The sequence below is a fragment of the Niveispirillum sp. GW835-FHT14G11 genome (assembly GCF_058793615.1).
On record NZ_JBXAFZ010000001.1, the window covers coordinates 661936 to 679331 of the forward strand.

General features: G+C 63.8%; 11 protein-coding genes. 6 read left to right on the plus strand and 5 right to left on the minus strand.

Features of this window, described 5'->3' with window-relative positions; all coding sequences use genetic code 11:
* The first annotated feature begins 109 nt into the window (after nucleotides 1-109).
* The 3 genes from AC1Q7F_RS03250 (at nucleotide 110) to AC1Q7F_RS03260 (ending at nucleotide 5188) form a co-directional block, all read left to right on the plus strand.
* Complete coding sequence (locus tag AC1Q7F_RS03250; protein ID WP_492503740.1) at nucleotides 110-1609, plus strand: hypothetical protein; 1500 nt, start codon at nucleotides 110-112, stop codon at nucleotides 1607-1609.
* 1 nt (nucleotide 1610) lies between these two features.
* Nucleotides 1611-2264 (plus strand): class I SAM-dependent methyltransferase, encoded by a 654-nt coding sequence (locus AC1Q7F_RS03255; protein WP_492503742.1) that lies wholly within the window; start codon nucleotides 1611-1613, stop codon nucleotides 2262-2264.
* 299 nt (nucleotides 2265-2563) lie between these two features.
* Nucleotides 2564-5188, plus strand: coding sequence for a TonB-dependent receptor (locus tag AC1Q7F_RS03260; protein ID WP_492503744.1), 2625 nt, complete (start codon nucleotides 2564-2566; stop codon nucleotides 5186-5188).
* 138 nt (nucleotides 5189-5326) lie between these two features.
* On the opposite strand, the gene AC1Q7F_RS03265 is transcribed toward AC1Q7F_RS03260, so the two are convergent.
* From AC1Q7F_RS03265 to AC1Q7F_RS03285, 5 genes are all read right to left on the minus strand, one after another.
* Nucleotides 5327-6046: an ABC transporter ATP-binding protein gene (locus AC1Q7F_RS03265; RefSeq protein ID WP_492503746.1), complete on the minus strand. Its 720-nt coding sequence runs from the start codon at nucleotides 6044-6046 to the stop codon at nucleotides 5327-5329.
* Complete coding sequence (gene livG / locus AC1Q7F_RS03270; RefSeq protein WP_492503748.1) at nucleotides 6043-6900, minus strand: high-affinity branched-chain amino acid ABC transporter ATP-binding protein LivG; 858 nt, start codon at nucleotides 6898-6900, stop codon at nucleotides 6043-6045. Before livG ends, AC1Q7F_RS03265 begins: the two co-directional genes overlap by 4 nt.
* Nucleotides 6897-8189 (minus strand): high-affinity branched-chain amino acid ABC transporter permease LivM, encoded by a 1293-nt coding sequence (livM, locus tag AC1Q7F_RS03275; protein WP_492503750.1) that lies wholly within the window; start codon nucleotides 8187-8189, stop codon nucleotides 6897-6899. Before livM ends, livG begins: the two co-directional genes overlap by 4 nt.
* 2 nt (nucleotides 8190-8191) lie before the next feature.
* Nucleotides 8192-9121 (minus strand): ABC transporter permease subunit, encoded by a 930-nt coding sequence (locus AC1Q7F_RS03280; protein ID WP_492503752.1) that lies wholly within the window; start codon nucleotides 9119-9121, stop codon nucleotides 8192-8194.
* 131 nt (nucleotides 9122-9252) lie between these two features.
* Nucleotides 9253-10173, minus strand: a complete 921-nt coding sequence (locus AC1Q7F_RS03285) for a ketopantoate reductase family protein (protein WP_492503754.1) — start codon at nucleotides 10171-10173, stop codon at nucleotides 9253-9255.
* Between the two features lie 287 nt (nucleotides 10174-10460).
* On the opposite strand from AC1Q7F_RS03285, the gene AC1Q7F_RS03290 reads away from it, so the two are divergent.
* The 3 genes from AC1Q7F_RS03290 (at nucleotide 10461) to AC1Q7F_RS03300 (ending at nucleotide 17308) form a co-directional block, all read left to right on the plus strand.
* A complete protein-coding gene (locus AC1Q7F_RS03290; RefSeq protein WP_492503756.1) occupies nucleotides 10461-13361 on the plus strand; it encodes an EAL domain-containing protein in 2901 nt (966 codons plus the stop codon).
* A gap of 328 nt (nucleotides 13362-13689) precedes the next feature.
* Nucleotides 13690-15924, plus strand: coding sequence for a DUF1302 domain-containing protein (locus AC1Q7F_RS03295; protein ID WP_492503758.1), 2235 nt, complete (start codon nucleotides 13690-13692; stop codon nucleotides 15922-15924).
* Between the two features lie 46 nt (nucleotides 15925-15970).
* Nucleotides 15971-17308 (plus strand): DUF1329 domain-containing protein, encoded by a 1338-nt coding sequence (locus AC1Q7F_RS03300; protein ID WP_492503760.1) that lies wholly within the window; start codon nucleotides 15971-15973, stop codon nucleotides 17306-17308.
* The last annotated feature ends 88 nt before the right edge of the window (nucleotides 17309-17396 follow it).

A 17396-nucleotide genomic window follows, 5' to 3' on the forward strand; every position in this document is an offset into this window, starting at 1 on the left:
ACGGTATGGTGGCGTGCATGTGCGGGGGATGTCATCGATTGTCCCTGGTGAACACACCAAAACCATGGAACAGCACAAGGCGCACAAAAGACGCCAGGGGGCATGCAAGGTGGGATTGTCCAGACTGGATGTAAAGGCGGCCCTGAAACTTGGCGGACCCCTTGTCGCTGTGCTGGTGGCGTCGCTGTTTTTCATGGCCCTGGCGGTTGATGACAAGGTCGATATTCAGATCGTCAATGCCAGCCGCACCGTGGACCGTGAACTGGGCACCCTGGTCCAGAATGCCCGCAGCCAAAGCTCCGCCTTTGCCTCGACCAGCTTCATCGGCTATTCCGTGGGCCGCTATTACGGGTTCGCGTCGGCCTTTCAGCAGATATCGCCCGATCCGGAGCGGGCGGCCGCCATCCTGCGCGCCGCATATCCGCCGGGCGACGCGGCACCGGCCGATATCCCCGCGGCACTCACCGCCTATGCCGCCGTGCATGACCGGTTCCATGCCAGCTTCCGCGACCTGCTGGCCTCCACCGTCTTCGACGATCTCTACCTGATCGACCGGTTCGGCCGCGTCGTCTATTCCTTGCGCAAGGATGCCGCCTTCGGCGCCGATCTGGCCGCCGCGCGGCAGCGGGATTCGGCCCTGGGCGGCCTGTTCCGCGAGGTGATGGGCCGCATTCCGCAGGCACAAAGCCCCGAACAGGTGATGGTGCTGACCCAGCCGCTGCCGCTGGACCAGAGCCACGGCATGCTGCTGGGCCGGCCCGTGGTCCGCCACGGCACGGTGGAAGGGGTGGTGGCCTTCCGTCTGCCCATCGCCGCGGTGCAGGAACGGCTTGCCGGCATCGCCCAGGACGGCATCGGCTTCGCCCTGCTGGACCCCGCCGGCAACATGGTGGCCAGCGCGCCGGCCGCCGACCGGCTGAAAGGCTGGACAAAGCAGGATGCCAGCATGCTGGCGGATGGCGGCTGGCGCTATATGGTGCTGTCGGATGGGGGCACGCTGGCGGGCGGCCTCTCTTATATAAAGTGGCTGCTGCTATTGGCCGGTGCCGGTGCCATCGCCCTGTTCATGCGCGCCTTGCGTGACCCTGCACCCACCCCCGTGGATGCGGCCTCCCTGCCCATCGGCCCCTCGGCGCCGTTGGATGTGGCCCCGCCCTTGGCGGTTCCAGCCACCCTACCCGAACGGGTGGAGCCGGCCCCGATTCCCACCCCCGCCCCGGTGGCGGAGGAGGCGGAGCATCACGACCATGGTGAGGAGGGCGACCATGCCGCGGCATTGGATGCCGATGAAGGGTACCGCCGCTGCATCGTGGACGTGATGACCCTGGCGCTGGATTACTGGCAGAAGGCCAAGCGCAAGGGCAAGATCGAGCTGGCGGAGGAAAGCGGCCTGTGGCGGGTCTATATGGACCGTTCCTCGCTCCAGACCCGCACGCTGGACAAATATCTGCTGGTGGAAACGCTGCCCCGCAACCCGCGTTGGCGCGACGTGGTGCGCACGGCCGAATATGTGTTGCGCCATTGCGGCGATCCCCCGGCGGAGCGCGACGCGCTGTCGGTCGCGCTGGGCCGCATGAAGCAGCATCTACGCCAGGCTGAAAGAGTGTGACATGTCCCGTCCCCGCGTTTCCCGGATGATCCATGCGGTCGATCCCTATGAAGGATTCGACTATCAGGCCTATCCATCGGACGTCCAGGGCTGGGGCTCCGATCATGAGATCTTCGCCCATGCCATCGTGACATACCGTCCGAAGACCATCGTGGAGGTGGGGACCTGGAAGGGCCGTTCCGCCATCGTCATGGCAAATCTGTTGAAGCCGCTGGAGATCGAGGCGGAGATCGTCTGCGTCGACACGTTCCTGGGGTCCACCGAACATTGGATCAATGAGGATTACTATCCCCATCTGGGCCACAGGCACGGATATCCGACGCTGTATTACCAGTTCCTGGCCAATGTCTGCCATGCCGGCTTCCAGAATACCATCACGCCCTTTCCGATCAGCAGCGAGCATGCGGCGCGTTATTTCATCAAGAAGCAGATCCAGGCCGACCTGATCTATCTCGACGCCGGCCATTCCTATGAGGAAGTGCTACGGGAACTGCATGCCTATTGGGAATTGCTCAATCCCGGTGGTGCGCTGATGGGGGACGATTTTGTCGCCACCTGGCCGGGGGTCATCAGGGCTGTCACCGAATTCGCCAGCATCATCAAGGTGCCGGGGCAGCACTATAAGGGCAAGTTCATCTTCACCAAGCCGATCTGAGCCAAGGTGCCGCCCGCCGCGTCGCGACAAGGATTTGACCATCCTCATCGATCCGCGACTCCAGCAGAGACAATGTAATGTTACAGTTCCAACCAGAAATCGGAAACAAAATTCCGTCTTTTTCCGTCATTTTCGGCGTTCTGCCGGAACCGACCTTTCGGAAATCCCGCATTCCGCTTTCCTGAAGCCCACCAGCCGGGACCAACCCGACATTTTCGGGCCACCCGCAACGGAGATCCGTGCCAGCGACACCGCGAAGGCACGACGCGAACAGGGCTTTACTCGAGGAGGCACAGGTCATGCAGTTCAAAAAGATGCTCATGCGCGGCACCGCCAGCGCGATCGCCATGATGGCCATCGCCGCGACGGCCCATGCGCAGGGCGCGCCGGCCGCCGGCAGCAGCGGCGGTGAGATTGAAGAGATCGTGGTTACCGGCATCCGCGCCAGCCTGGTGCAGTCGCTGAACACCAAGCGCTTTGCCGACGCCATCGTCGATGCCATCTCCGCCGAGGATATCGGCAAGTTCCCGGACAAGAACGTGGCGGAAAGCCTGTCCCACCTGCCGGGCGTGCAGGTCGATCGCGATTTTGGTGAAGGCGAGCGCGTGGCCATCCGCGGCACCGACCCGGCGCTGAACCGCACGCTGCTGAACGGCCAGACCGTGGCGTCGACCGACTGGTTCATCCTGGATGCGCCGGGCCGCACCTTCAACTATGCCATGCTGGCGCCGGAAGTGGTCGGACAGTTGGAGGTCTACAAGTCGCCGGAAGCCCGCATCGACGAAGGCTCCATCGGCGGCACCGTGATCCTGCACACCCGCCGTCCGCTGGACCTGGACCCGCTGACGCTGAATGCTTCGCTGGAATATGCCTATAATGACCGGTCGGACAAGGGGTCGCCCAACGCCTCGGGCTTGTTCTCCTGGTCCAACGACAGCTCCACTTTCGGCGTCCTGGCCTCGGTCACGCATCAGGAGCAGGATATCCGCCGCGACGGGTTCGAGAGCCTGGGCTATCCCACGGTGACGCTGGCCAATGGCCAGAAGGCCATCATGCCCAACGTCATCAACTCCGCCCTGTTCGAACAGAAGCGCGAGCGTACCGGCGGCACCCTGGCCATCCAGGCCAAGCCCAGCGACAATCTGGAAATCAACGCCACCGGCCTGTATGTCAAGGGCACCTACGATAATCTCAACCAGAGCCGCTATTACTTCAACAATTTCCGGGGCACGCCGAACAACGCCGTGGTCAAGGACGGGGTGGTCGTTTCCGGCTCCTATACCAATGCCGGCACGCCGACGGCGGGCCTGATGCTGCTGGACGCCATCGCGCGTGAAAGCACCATCGAGACCTATGCCACCGACCTGAAGCTCGACTATACGGGCGACGCGTTCAAGGCCAGCTTCCAGGGCGGCTACACCAAGTCCACCGGCGGCACCAAGCAGCAGTACTTTGGCGAGTTCGAACAGCTGGTCGGTTACAGCTTCGACATTTCCGGGACCAACGGCCTGGCGTCCGTGACGCCGCAGATCCCCTCGACCAGCAATGCCGGCACCACACTGGGCTTTGCCCAGCTTCGCCAGCAGCCGACCTCGGACGAGGAGACCTATGCCCAGGCCGACTTCGCCCGTGACGTGGAATGGGGTCTGCTGTCGGAGGTGAAGTTTGGCGTCAAGTATCGCACGCATGAGACCACGCAGGACGCCAAGCTGCGCCGCGTCAATGGAGCGGCGACGCCGGTTGATGGCTTCGTCGATGGTTCGACCCCGTCGGGCTATCTGGGTGGCATCAATGTCAATGACACGATGAAGAACTGGAACACCGTCAGCGCGTCGAAGCTGAAGGAATGGTTCCTGTCGCGCCCGGCCACGGGCTTCGTCGATGCCGCCTATTTCGATTATCTGCCCTCGCAATTCTCCGTATCCGAAGACATCTGGGCCGGTTATGGCCAGCTGGGCTTCGAGACGGAAGGCTTCCGTGGCAATGTCGGCGTCCGCTATGTCCATACCGACCAGACCTCGGAAGGTCGCCGCGACACGATGGGTGGCCAGTTCGGCCCGCCTATCGTCCCGGCCTCCCAGATTCAGGCGATCAAGCTCAACAAGAGCTATGACGATTTCCTGCCCAGCATCAACCTGACCTTCGATCTGGATGACAAGACCATCCTGCGCCTGTCCGGTTCGCGCGTCATGGCGCGTGCCAACTATGCCGACCTGTCGACCTTCCTGGAGACCAACAACACCCTGCACACGGCCAGCGGCGGCAACCCGGACCTGGATCCGTACCGCGCCAACAGCTTCGATGCCTCGCTCGAATATTATCTCGACAAGGTGTCGCTGGTGTCGGCCACGCTGTTCTACAAGGATATCGGCTCCTACATCTATCGCGCCACCGGCACGGAGATGCTGATCAACACCGATACCAACCCGCTGACCAACCCCGGCGGCACAACCATCCCGCAGGCCTTCGAGGTCAGCCGTCCGCGCAATGGCGGCTCGGCGGAAATCAAGGGCTTCGAACTGGCCTATCGCGGTGATCTCTACGAGAATTTCGGTATCGAAGCCTCGTACACCTTCGCCGACAGCGAGACGGCCGACGCGTCGGTGGCCCTGCCCTTCAGCTCCAAACATTCCTTCGCGCTGACGCCGTACTATGAAGACGACATGTTCAGCGCGCGGGTGACCTACTCCTACCGCTCCAAGTATTTCCGTGAGGTCAACCGCGCCACGTCGGTGATCAATGACAGCTATAACCAGCTCGATGCGTCGCTGACCGTGAATGTGACGGACCAGATCGCGCTGACCGCCCAGGCCCAGAACCTGCTGGACGAGACGCAGTACCAGTATGTCGGCAATCCCGACATTCCTTATGCTGTTTATAAGAACGGCCGCCGCTTCTTCGGTGGTGTGCGGTTCAGCTACTGAGTGTGGGTGACGGGGGGCCTCAGGATTTCGAGGCCCTCCTGGTTACTCGCTCCCTTGTGAGGCAACTCCCGACCTTGCCCGGTCATCCTTACGGATGGCCGGGTTTTTGTGTGTGGCATTGCTGTTGGTTCGCCCCCGTCAGTGCGATCCGCCCTCCAGATACGCGGCCCGTACTTCCGGATTGGCCAGCAGCTCCGCCCCGCCGCCTTCCAGCACCACCTGTCCCTGGGCCAGCACATAGGCGCGGTGGGCCAGTTTCAGGGCGTGATAGGCGTTCTGTTCGACCAGCAGGATGGTCATGCCGCGCGTCCTGTTCAACTCGGCGATGACATCGAAAATGCGGCGGATGATCAAGGGCGCCAGGCCCAGCGACGGCTCATCCAGCAGCAGCAGGCGCGGCCGGCTCATCAGCGCGCGGGAGATGGCCAGCATCTGCTGTTCCCCGCCCGACAAGGTGCCCGCCCGCTGGTCCCGGCGCTTGGCCAGAATGGGGAACAGGTCCAGGCACCAGGCGGCGTCTTCGTCGAAATGCGCCGGATTGCCCAGGGTGGCACCCAGTTGCAGGTTTTCGAACACCGTCATGCGTGGGAAGATGCGCCGCCCCTCCGGCACCTGGGCGATGCCCAGCTTCGCCGTCTCGTGCGGGGGCAGGTCGTTGATGACCTGTCCGTCGAACGTGATGGTGCCGGATGCGGGCTTGGGCTGGCCGCAGATGGTCATCAGCAGGGTGGATTTGCCCGCACCATTGGCGCCGATCAGGGTGACGATCTCGCCTTGTTCCACCCGCACATCGACGCCGCGCAGCGCCTCGATGGGGCCGTAGTTCGTGCGGACCCCCGTCAGTTGCAGCAGGCTCATGCCCGGTCTCCTTCGCCAGCGGCGATGTCCTGGGCCACGACGGGCGGCAATTCCTCCTCGTCCGGTTCGCCCAGATAGGCCTTGATCACGCGCTCGTCGTTGCGGATCTGCTCTGGCGTGCCCTCAGCGATCTTGCGGCCGTACTCGACCACATGGATGCGGTCGGAGATGCCCATGACCAGACCCATATCATGCTCAATCAGCAGGATGCCGATGCCGAACTGTTCGCGGATGCCGCGCAGCAGGTCACCCAGCGCCCCGGTCTCCTTCGGGTTCAGGCCGGCGGCCGGTTCATCCAGGCAAAGCAGCAGCGGGTTGGTGTTCATGGCCCGCGCAATCTCCACCCGGCGCTGCACGCCGTAGGAGAGGTTGCCCGCCTCCTCATCCGCCACCGATGTCAGGTCCAGGCGTTCGATCCAGAAACGGGCCCGGTCGATGGCTTCCTTCTCGGCCGCGCGCCAGCCCTTCAGGCCGATCAGGCCGGCGACACCGAAGGCCGACTTCTTCATAAGCCCCACATGCTGGGCGACCAGCAGGTTCTCCAGCACGGTCATGCGCGGGAACAGGCGGATATTCTGGAAGGTGCGCACCACGCCATGGCGCGACACCTGATATCCGGCCAGGGTCTGGAGCGACACCGGCGCGTGGCCCGGCCGGTTCAGGGACAATTCACCCGAGGTCGGCTTATAAAAGCCGGTCAGGCAGTTGAAGATGGTGGTCTTGCCGGCCCCATTGGGGCCGATCAGGGCGGTGATCTGGTTGGTTTCGGCCGTCAGGTTGACGCCATCGACGGCCACCAGACCGCCGAACCGCATGGTCAGGCCCGTGACGGACAGCAGGGGTTGGTCGGTCATGCCGCTTCTCCCTTCTGGCTGGAGAGGCGGATGGTCGGCACGCGTTGGGACAGCAGTCCGCCCGGCCGCCAGACCATGATGGCGATCATGGCGATGCCGAACACGATCATGCGGAAATCGGCGAATTCCCGACCCACTTCCGGCAGCAGCACGATGAACAAGGCGGCGATGACCACGCCGATCTGGCTGCCCATACCGCCCAGCACCACGATGGCCAGGATCAGGGCGCTTTCGATGAAGCCGAAGCTTTCCGGCGAGACGAAGCCCTGGCGTGCAGCGAAGAAGCAGCCGGCAAACCCGCCCATCATGCCGCCCACGGCATAGGCCGACACCTTGGAGGCCACCGGATTGATGCCCAGGGACCGGCAGGCGATCTCATCCTCGCGCAGCGCCTCCCACGCCCGGCCGACGGGCAGGGCGCGCAGGCGCTTGATCACCCAGGCAGCAACCAGCACCAGGGCCAGCGCGATCAGGTAGAGGAACATCAGCCGGTGTTCGGTGGCGAACGCAATCCCCGTTACTTCATGGAAGCTGGTCAAGCCTTCCGGCGGACGCCGGTCGAAAGAGAGGCCGAACAGCGACGGGCGCGGAACGCCGCTGATGCCGGCAGGGCCGCCGGTGAAGCTCTGCCAGTTCAGGATGACGATGCGGGTGATCTCCCCAAAGCCCAGGGTGACGATAGCCAGGTAATCTCCGCGCAGGCGCAGGATGGGCATCGATAGCAGGGCGCCGAACAGGGCCGCGATCAAACCGGACAGCGGCAGGCAGACCCAGAAGCCCCAGCCAAGCGTCGTGGACAGGATGGCGAAGCTGTAGGCGCCGATGGCGTAGAAGGCGACGAAGCCAAGGTCCAGCAGACCGGCCAGCCCGACCGTGACGTTCAGCCCCATCCCCAGCAGCACATAGATCAGCACGGTGGTGCCGACATCCATGATGTAGCGGTCGGAAAACGGCATGAAGGGCAGGGTGACGGCGAACAGCGTGATGCCGATCGCGAAGCCCTTGGACAGTTTGGCCGTCAGGGCGTCGTCGCGCTTGGGCTTGGTCCCGGCGGCCAGCTTGGGCTTGGCAGCCCGGCGGGCGGCCAGCGCATCACGCGCGATGGCCAGAACCAGGCTGCCGGCCAGCACGATCAGGCCGGACCAGAAGACCCATTCCCAGCGGGTATGGACCACCAGCCCCTGGTCGGTGGAGATCGTGTGCAGGCCGATGAAGGGCACGGCCAGCACCATGGCGACCAAGGCGGCGATGAGGCTCGCCTTGATATGGTTTTGGATGGGCGTCGCCATTCTCACACCTTCTCGATATCGGGGCGGCCCAGCAGGCCCGTGGGCCGGAAGACCAGCACCAGGATCAGCACGGAGAAGGAGGCGACATCCTTGTAGGCGCCGGACACGTACCCGGTGAAAAACGCCTCGATCAGCCCGATCAGCAACCCGCCCAGCATGGCGCCCGGCAGGCTGCCGATACCGCCCAGCACGGCGGCGGTGAAGGCCTTCATCCCCGCCAGGAAGCCGATATAGAAGTCGATCACGCCGTAATACATGGTGACCAGCACGCCGGCCACGGCGGCCAAGGCGGCGCCCATCACGAAGGTCAGGCTGATGGTGCGATCGACATTGATGCCCAGCAGACCGGCCATGGTCCGGTCCTGCTCGCACGCCCGCTGCGCCCGCCCGAGTGCCGTGCGGTTGATCAACTGGGTGAACCCGACCATCAGGGCCAGGGTCAACAGGATGATGAATAGCTGGATATAGGAGACATTGACGGCGAACCCGTCGCCCTGCCACAGCGTCACGCCGCCATTCATGACGGGTGCCAGCGGCTTGGGCCGCGCGCCCTGCGTCTGCATGACGTAGTTCTGTAAAAGGATCGACATGCCGATGGCGCTGATCAGCGGCGCCAGCTTCGGCGCGCCACGCAGGGGGCGGTAGGCCACCCGCTCCACCGTCCAGCCATAGGCGGCGGTAAAGGCGATGGCCATCACCAGCACCAGCAGCAGCGCCAGCGGCACCGAGGTTACGCCGGCGGCCGACAGGATGGAGAAGGTGGTGACCGCCACGAAGGCGCCGATCATGTAGATCTCGCCATGGGCGAAATTAATCATGCGGATGATGCCGTACACCATCGTGTATCCGATGGCGATCAACCCATAAATGGCGCCCAGGGCGAGGCCATTGATGAGGTATTGGAGAAACGTCCCCAGCGCTGACGCGTCCATGTGCCCCCAGTCCGAATTGGCCGGCGGCCCCCATTCTGTTTCGGGAGGGCTTGACGCCGGCGAAGGTGCGCCACCGTAACGGATGGGGGCGGGGGGCAGCAAGCCCGCAAAACCCGGCACGGGTGCGGGAATTATCCTTTTGCCGCCACGGCTTCCTCATGCACGCGCAGGTGCAGCAAACCCAGGTCCAGCAATGGGGTGGAAAGCCCGTGCGAACGGGCGCGGGCCGCCATGTCACCCAGGATATGTTCGGCCTCCGTCCGCCCGCCGCGGCCCACATCGCGAGCCATGGAGGCATTGACGGTGCTGGCCCTATCCGTCAGCTGCCCGCCATATTCATCCAGCAATGCTGTGCGCGGGGCGTAACCCTCGGCTGTCGCCACGGCGGCGCATTCGGCGAACAGGGCCCGCATGAACGCCGTGCCGCCCGGTTGGCGGTTGATGGCCCCGATCGATCCGCGCATCAGGCAGGTACTGCCCGCCAGGCTGGCCAGGAAGAAGAACTTCTCCCACAGGTCCAGCATGATGTCGTCGGAGCGATGCCAATCCACGACCGTGGGGCGGAAAGCGTCGGCCAGGGCATCTACCATCGACTGCTGGCTTTCATGACGGGCGCCGAACACCAGCTTGTGAATGGTCGACAGGTGGCGGACCACCCCCTGGTCGTCCAGCGTGATGGGAATGTGGCACAGCCCGCCCAGCACGCGCTCCGCCCCGAAGGCGGTATCCAGCCGCTGGTAATGCCGCACGCCGTTCAGCAGCGGCATCAGGATGCTGTCCGGCCCCATGGCGGGCATCACGCTCTCGATCGCGGCGTCCAGGTCCCAGGCCTTGCAGGCCATGACGACCAGATCATAGGGCTTGCGCGGCCTGGTCACGGTCTGGGCGGGGATGCGGATATTGCCGTGCGGGCTTTCCACCCGCAGCCAGTTTTCCATCAGCTGCGCCTGGCGGCGGGGGCGCACCAGAAAGGTGACGTTGGCCCCACCTTCCATCAACCTGCCGCCGAAATAGCCGCCGACCCCGCCGGCCCCCAGGAATAAGATGCGCATTGTCCGTCTCCCGTCGATTCGACCATGAAGCCCGCAAAATCAGCGTCAAGGCCAGGGTCTGCTCCATTTTCGGCAAGGGCGAATAATGCCGACCTTACGCTGCCAGCGCACAGACCTACACTTCTGAACTCACTCAAGCTAAAGGGATTGTCATATCCAATCACATAGAGGCAGACTATCTTTCAAGACGTGCGGGGACCGATGGCAATGGCCGATCCCGGCGCACGGATGGGGTATCCGGGGCAGGGCGGCGGGGCCTGGCCAGGGATGTTGGGCGCAAGGTGTGGATGAAAGCGACGTTACCGCCTGAACAGGCCGAGACGGACATCCTGCCGGAAAGCGGGATCACGGGGACGGCTGCGGTGGCGCGCGTGCCGCTGCGCAAACGCCTGTCCTTCAAGCAGGCGCGCAACACTGCGCTCGTTACCTTGATGCTGGGCATGGTCCTGTCCACGGCACAGATCACCATCGACCTTCTGGACATGGAGCGGCAGTCCGACCAGCTGGTTCGCCAGGTCCTGTCGATCATGCGCGAGGCGGCGGCAGAGTCCGCCTATTCCTTCGACCAGGCGCTGGCCGACCGCGTCGTCACCGGTCTGTTCGAATATAAGCCCATCTATCGCGCCGTCATTCTGGAGGATTTCGGCAACCAGCTGGCCGCCCGTGAACGCCCCCAGGCAGAAGGACAGCTGAAATGGCTGGCAGAGATGCTGCTGCCGGTGGAGAAGACCTTCTCGATTCCCCTGGTGATCGAGCGCCACAACCAGAATGTGGGGGAGCTGCGGGTTTCCATTGACCGGTTCCTGATCGCCCAGGAATTCTTCCGCCGCTCGGGCGTGGTGCTGTCCACAGGCATCATCTGGACGGTGGCGCTGGCCCTGATCCTGGTGGTGATGTTCTATTCCACCCTGACCAAGCCGTTCCTGCGCATGTCGTCGGTGATCGCGGAGATCAACCCGATGCGCCCGGCCGACAAGCTGTTGTCCGTGCCCAAGCGGCACGAGGATGATGAACTGGGCCTGCTGGCCAAGACCATCAACGAGGTGCTGGTCCAGTTCGATCATTCGCTGGTGGAGCGGGTGCGGGCCGAGCAGGCGCTGCGCGAGCGCGAAACCCGTCTCTCCGGCATCATGGACAATGTCGCCGACGGTATCATCACGCTGGACGAGGATCTGCGGATCGAGACGATGAACCAGGCCGCCGAGGACCTGTTCGGCTATGCCGACGGGGAAGCGGTGGGCCAGCCGTTCGTGACGCTGATCGAGGAGCGGGACTGGACGCGCGTGGCCGTGGCCCTGATGGCCTGCCTGCGCCGATCGGAGGAGGAGCAGCGCCCCGACAACCGAGCCGAGATCCAAGGGCGCCGCCGTAACGGCGAAATGTTCGCCATGGCCTTCGGCGTCAGCCAGATGCGCCTGGGCGACCGGCGCACGGCGATCTGCGTGGTGCAGGACATCACCCAGCGCAAGCGCGGCGAACAGGCGCTGCGCGAGAGCGAGGAGCGGCTGAAGCTGGCCGTACGCGCCACCCGTTCGGGCGTATTCGACAATTCCTATACGAAGGGCACCTATTGGTGGTCGCCTGAATTCATCGAGATGCTGGGCTATGACGCGGTCGACGCGATGTATGCCAACAAGCTGTTCGACGGCCTGCTGCATCCCGATGACAAGGACATGGCCCAGAACCAGATCGAGCGTTACCTGAACGGGGAGGTGGGCGATTACCTGTCGCTTTACCGCCTGCGTCACCGCGACGGGTCCTGGGTCTGGATCGAAGCCCGCGGCCAGGCCATCCGTGACGATAGCGGTCGCCCGCTGCGCTTCACCGGCACCATGACCGACGTGTCGGACCGCAAGCGGTTCGAAGAACAGCTGATGTATGTCAGCACCCATGACCCCCTGACCGGCCTGCCCAACCGCACCCTGGTGCAGGACCGGTTGCAGCATGCGCTGGCCCATGCCGGCCGCAAGGGCACGACCGTGGCCGTGCTGCTGCTGGATATCGACCGGTTCAAACTGGTCAATGACAGTCTGGGCCATCAGGCGGGCGACAAGCTGTTGCGCGCGCTCGCCCAGCGCCTCAGTTCCTGCGTGCGCGCCGCCGACACGGTGGGGCGCTTAGGTGCGGATGAATTCCTGATCGTGGCGGAGGATCTGCCCGATCCGCAGATGGCGGCGCGCGTGGCGGAGACCATCCTGGTCAGCCTGTCGCGCCCCTTCGGCATTGACGGGCAGCAGCTGTTCGTGACGACATCCATCGGTATTGCGCTGTTCCCCGGCGACGGGGCGGATTTCCATGCCCTGATGCGCGATGCCGATACGGCCATGCACAATGCCAAGGCGTCGGGCGGCAACGGCTATCGATTCTTCACGCCGGAGATGAACGAGGCGGCGGTGGCCCGCCTGTCGCTGGAGCACTCGCTGCGCGAGGCGCTGGAACTGGGGCAGTTCTTCCTGCATTACCAGCCCAAGATCGCCATGAGCACCATGCAAGCGGTGGGCGTAGAGGCACTGATCCGCTGGCAGCATCCGGAGATCGGTATGATCCCGCCGGGCAAGTTCATTCCGGTGGCGGAAGAAACCGGGCTGATCGTGCCGCTGGGCGATTGGGTCATGCGCGCCGCCCTGGCCCAGATCCAGGATTGGCGCCGGCGCGGCTTCGCGCCCATCCCCGTGGCCGTCAACGTCTCGGTCCGCCAGATCGCCACGCCGATGTTCGGCGAACGCGTTTTTGCGCTCTGCCAGGAATATGGCGTGCCGCCGGAACTGCTGGAGATCGAGATCACCGAGACGGCGATGATGTCCAACCTGGCCTATATCGCCGATACGCTGAACGAGATCCGCGATCGCGGCATCCGAATCGCCATCGATGATTTCGGCACCGGCTATTCCTCGCTCTCTTATCTGCGTCGCCTGCCCATCACCACCTTGAAGGTGGACCGTTCCTTCGTCAGCGAGGCGCCGACCAATGCCGATACCGGCGCCATCGCCGCCACCATCATCGCTATGGGTCGCCAGCTGGGCCTGAAAGTGGTGGCGGAAGGGATCGAGACGGAGGAGCAGCTGGAGTTCCTGCGTCTGCATCATTGCGACGAGCTGCAGGGCTTCTTCTTCTCCCGGCCGCTGCCTCCGGGCGACCTGGAGACCCGCTTCCTGCAACCGGATGGTGTGCTTGAGACGGCCGGTTGACGTAAACGTCACAAGGGGTTGAGGGGCATTTTCGTCATTCGCAAGTGCAAAATTTCCCGTATGGCGGGAGCGTTGCCTTAAAAACGGGCGTTTGACCGCCTTGCCTCAAATCCGATCAAGCCATTGGAAACTGGACAAAAAATGTGTCTTTTTTGCCAATTCGGGCATCAAACGAACCCTTTGGAGACATGGAGCGCATAGAAGCCTTGACGTCCCCACATGGCGGCCTTTACGACAAGGTTACGCGAAATTCCCTCGGCTCCGAAAAGGGGTCGGCCGCCGGCCCGAAGCCGGGGAATGATAAAAATGGGATGCGAGGAGGAAACGCATGGCACGGAAATCGACGCCGCAGGTGCGCATGGATCGCCGGGTACTTGCCGGGGTGAGTGCAGCGGCCATCCTGGCCCCGATGCTGGTGGTGGGCAGCGCCCAGGCCGTCAGCTTCAACCGCGGTGAGTTGAGCGGCAGTTTCGATACGACCTTGACCATGGGCGCCTTGTTCCGCGTCCAGGGCCGTGATCCGGACCTGATCGGCGTCGCCAATGGCGGCCGCGCCCATTCGATCAATGGCGACAATGGCAACCTGAACTATGACAAGGGCCTGGTGTCGTTGGCCGGCCGTGCCACGCATGAGCTGAAGCTGAATTATGGCAACCTGGGCGCCTTCGTGCGCGGCACCTACTTCTATGACGTCGTGAACGCCAAGAAGTCGTCCAGCAACGGCGCCCGTACCAACCGCTTTGCCTTCAATTCCGACACGGTGGAGCGCATCGGTCGCGATTGGGACCTGCTGGACGCCTTCGTCTATGGTGACTTCGCCGTGGGCGACAGCTCCAACCTGTCGGTCCGTCTGGGCAAGCAGGTGCTGAGCTGGGGTGAAAGCACCTTCATCCAGAACGGCATCAACTCGATCAACCCGCTGGACGTGTCCGCGCTGCGCGTGCCGGGGTCGGAGCTGAAGGAAGGCTTCCTGCCGGTTCCGATCGCCGATATCAGCTTCTCCTTCAATGAGAATGTCTCGCTGGAGGCCTTCTACCAGTTCAAGTGGGACAATACGGAGCCAGAGGCGTCGGGCTCCTTCTTCTCCACCAATGACGCGGCGTCTCCCGGCGGCGACCATCTGTTCATCGGCTTCGGCAACTATCTGTTCCGCGACGATCCCAGCCAGGGTGCGGTGGCCGGCGGCAATGTCTTCCCGGTGGACCGCTATCCCAACCCGCTGCTGAACGGTTTCCGTGGCGTGCAGTCGCTGACCCCGTTCGGCACCGTCGTGCCGCGCAGCAAGGATGATACGCCCAGCGATAATGGCCAGTATGGTTTGGCGCTGCGCATCTTCTCCGAAGAGCTGAACAATACCGAGTTCGGCTTCTACTACACGAACCTGCATTCGCGCGTGCCGGTGCTGAGCAGCCTTGTCGGCACCTTGCAGCAGTTCCAGGCCAGTTCTTCCACCTTTACCCAGAACTCGTCCTACCGCGCGGAATATCCCGAGGATATCCAGCTTTTCGGCGCCAGCTTCAACACCACCATTCCGTTCGGCATCTCGTTGCAGGGCGAAATCAGCTTCCGCAAGGACCAGCCGCTGCAGCTGGATGACGTGGAATTGTTGCAGGCGACGCTGGCCGCCCCGTCCATCCTGGGCTCCATCGCCCAGGGCCAGGCTGCCGGTGCCACCGCCGGCCGCGCCCAGGGTAGCGCCACCTTCAACAGCGCCGTGGCCGCCGCCATCGCCAGCAACCCGGCCCTGGCACCGTTCGCCGGCCGTACCTTCGAACAGATCCAGGCGATCAACCCGACCGTGGCGGGCGCCATCAGTGCTGGCATCGCCGCCGCCCCCGGTTCGCCGGGCGGCACGCGTGCCGCGTTCGAGACCGCTGGCGCCACCGCCGGCGCCACGGCGGGTGCCAATCAGGCGGCGGTGGCTGCCGCCGGCCTGTTCAACACCAACCAGATCGTCAAGAAGATCGGCGTGATCCAGGGCACGACGGCCGCCGCCGTCACCGCCGATCTGGCCGCCCGCTATTTCGGCAAGCGCATCCAGGGTTGGGAGGAATTCGACGTCACCCAGGCGCAGATGACCGCCACCAAGGCGTTCGAGCGTGCGTTCGGCGCCGACCAATGGGTCGTGGTTACCGAGGTGGGTGGTACCTGGATTTCCGACATGCCGGACAAGAGCGTGCTGCGCCTGGAAGGTCCGGGCACGGTCGTCGGCGGCAACCCGGCCTTCGTGGGCCGTGGCGGCATGGCGGATCTGGCCACCGATGGCTTTGCCGATGCCTTCTCCTGGGGCTATCGTGCGGCCATCCGCTTCGACTATCTGAACGCCCTGCCGGGTGTGAACCTCTATCCCTCCATCTCCTGGCAGCACGACGTGAACGGCACAACGCCGACGCCGCTGGGCAATTTCGTCGAAAAGCGCAAGGCCGTCAGCCTGGGTCTGCGCGCCATCGTGCGAGAGACCATCACGGTCGACTTGTCCTATTCCAACTTTTTCGGGGCCGGGAAGTTCAACCTGATCAACGATCGCGACTTCGTGTCGGCCAGCGTCAAGTACTCTTTCTGACGCAATTCCCGACTAAACAAGAAGCAAGCGATCGAGGAGGAAACGCATGTTCCGTATGAAATCCGCTCTGCTGGGTGGCGTCGTCGCCCTGGCCTTCAGCCTTCCCGCCCTGGCGCAGACCGCTGCCGACCTGGGCAAGACCTTGACCCCGATGGGTGCCGTCAAGGCCGGCAACGCCGATGGCACCATCCCGGAATGGACCGGCGGCATCACCAAGCCGCCGGCCAACTGGCAGAAGGGCACGATCGAGGTGGACCCGTTCCCCGAGGACAAGGTCCAGTTCACGATCACGGCCGCCAATATGGCCCAGTATGACGCCAAGCTTCCCGACGGCCTGAAGGCCCTGTTGAAGCGCTATCCCGACTACAAGATCAATGTCTACCCGACGCGTCGCAGCGCCTCGTACCCGGATCGCATCTATAAGGAGACGATCGCCAACGGGTCGCGCGCCAAGCTGGTCGATGGTGGCAATGGTGTCGAGGGGGCGAAGGAAGGCGTGCCCTTCCCGATCCCCAAGGAAGGCGTGGAGGCGGTGTGGAACCACCTGCTGCGCTATCGCGGCGAGGCGACGGAGCGCAATGTCGGTCAGGTGAACCCGCAGACCGACGGTTCCTACACCATGATCATGCTGCATGAGCAAGTGAAGTACCTGTACCAGGCCCCCGGCGGGGCGCCGGCCAACACTTCACTCTATTTCCTGCAGGAAGTGACCAGCCCGGCCCGCCTGGCCGGCGAAATCCTGCTGGTGCACGAGACGATCAACCAGGTGAAGGAAGCGCGTTCGGCCTGGACCTACAATCCCGGCCAGCGCCGCGTGCGCCGCGCGCCCAATGTCGCCTATGACAATCCCGGCACGGCGTCCGATGGCCTGCGCACCACTGACAATTTCGACATCTTCTCGGGCGCGCCCGACCGTTACGACTGGAAGCTGATCGGCAAGAAGGAGATGTACGTTCCGTACAATTCCTACAAGCTGCATTCCAAGGACACCAAGTACGACGACATCATCAAGCCCGGCCATATCAACCAGGATCTGGCTCGCTACGAACTGCACCGTGTCTGGGTCGTGGACGCGACCCTGAAGCAGGGCACCAGCCATATCTATGCCAAGCGCCGCTTCTATATCGATGAGGATAGCTGGCAGATCCTGGTCGCCGACCATCTTGACGCCCGTGGGGAGATGTGGCGCGTGGCCGAGAGCCATCCGGTGAATTACTATTCCATGCCGACCTTCTGGTCGACGCTGGACGCTCTCTATGACCTGCAGTCGGGTCGTTATACGGCCATCGGCCTGGACAACCAGGAAGCACCTTACAAGTTCGAGGCGAAATACACCGACGCCGACTTCTCCCCCGACAGCCTGCGCCGCGCCGGCGTGCGCTGATCCTTGGCGATGGCAACGGGCCGGCCGGTGGCGAACCGGCCGGCCCTTTTCCGTCTCTTGGGCCGCGTTAACCAAACCGCACCCGGTG

Bases quoted from the DNA above. Each gene is read 5' to 3' on its own strand.
- AC1Q7F_RS03255 (WP_492503742.1), top strand. From the start codon at position 1,611: ATGTCCCGTCCCCGCGTTTCCCGGATGATCCATGCGGTCGATCCCTAT.
- AC1Q7F_RS03260 (WP_492503744.1), top strand. From the start codon at position 2,564: ATGCAGTTCAAAAAGATGCTCATGCGCGGCACCGCCAGCGCGATCGCC.
- AC1Q7F_RS03265 (WP_492503746.1), bottom strand. From the start codon at position 6,046: ATGAGCCTGCTGCAACTGACGGGGGTCCGCACGAACTACGGCCCCATC.
- livG (WP_492503748.1), bottom strand. From the start codon at position 6,900: ATGACCGACCAACCCCTGCTGTCCGTCACGGGCCTGACCATGCGGTTC.
- livM (WP_492503750.1), bottom strand. From the start codon at position 8,189: ATGGCGACGCCCATCCAAAACCATATCAAGGCGAGCCTCATCGCCGCC.
- AC1Q7F_RS03280 (WP_492503752.1), bottom strand. From the start codon at position 9,121: ATGGACGCGTCAGCGCTGGGGACGTTTCTCCAATACCTCATCAATGGC.
- AC1Q7F_RS03285 (WP_492503754.1), bottom strand. From the start codon at position 10,173: ATGCGCATCTTATTCCTGGGGGCCGGCGGGGTCGGCGGCTATTTCGGC.
- AC1Q7F_RS03290 (WP_492503756.1), top strand. From the start codon at position 10,461: ATGAAAGCGACGTTACCGCCTGAACAGGCCGAGACGGACATCCTGCCG.
- AC1Q7F_RS03295 (WP_492503758.1), top strand. From the start codon at position 13,690: ATGGCACGGAAATCGACGCCGCAGGTGCGCATGGATCGCCGGGTACTT.
- AC1Q7F_RS03300 (WP_492503760.1), top strand. From the start codon at position 15,971: ATGTTCCGTATGAAATCCGCTCTGCTGGGTGGCGTCGTCGCCCTGGCC.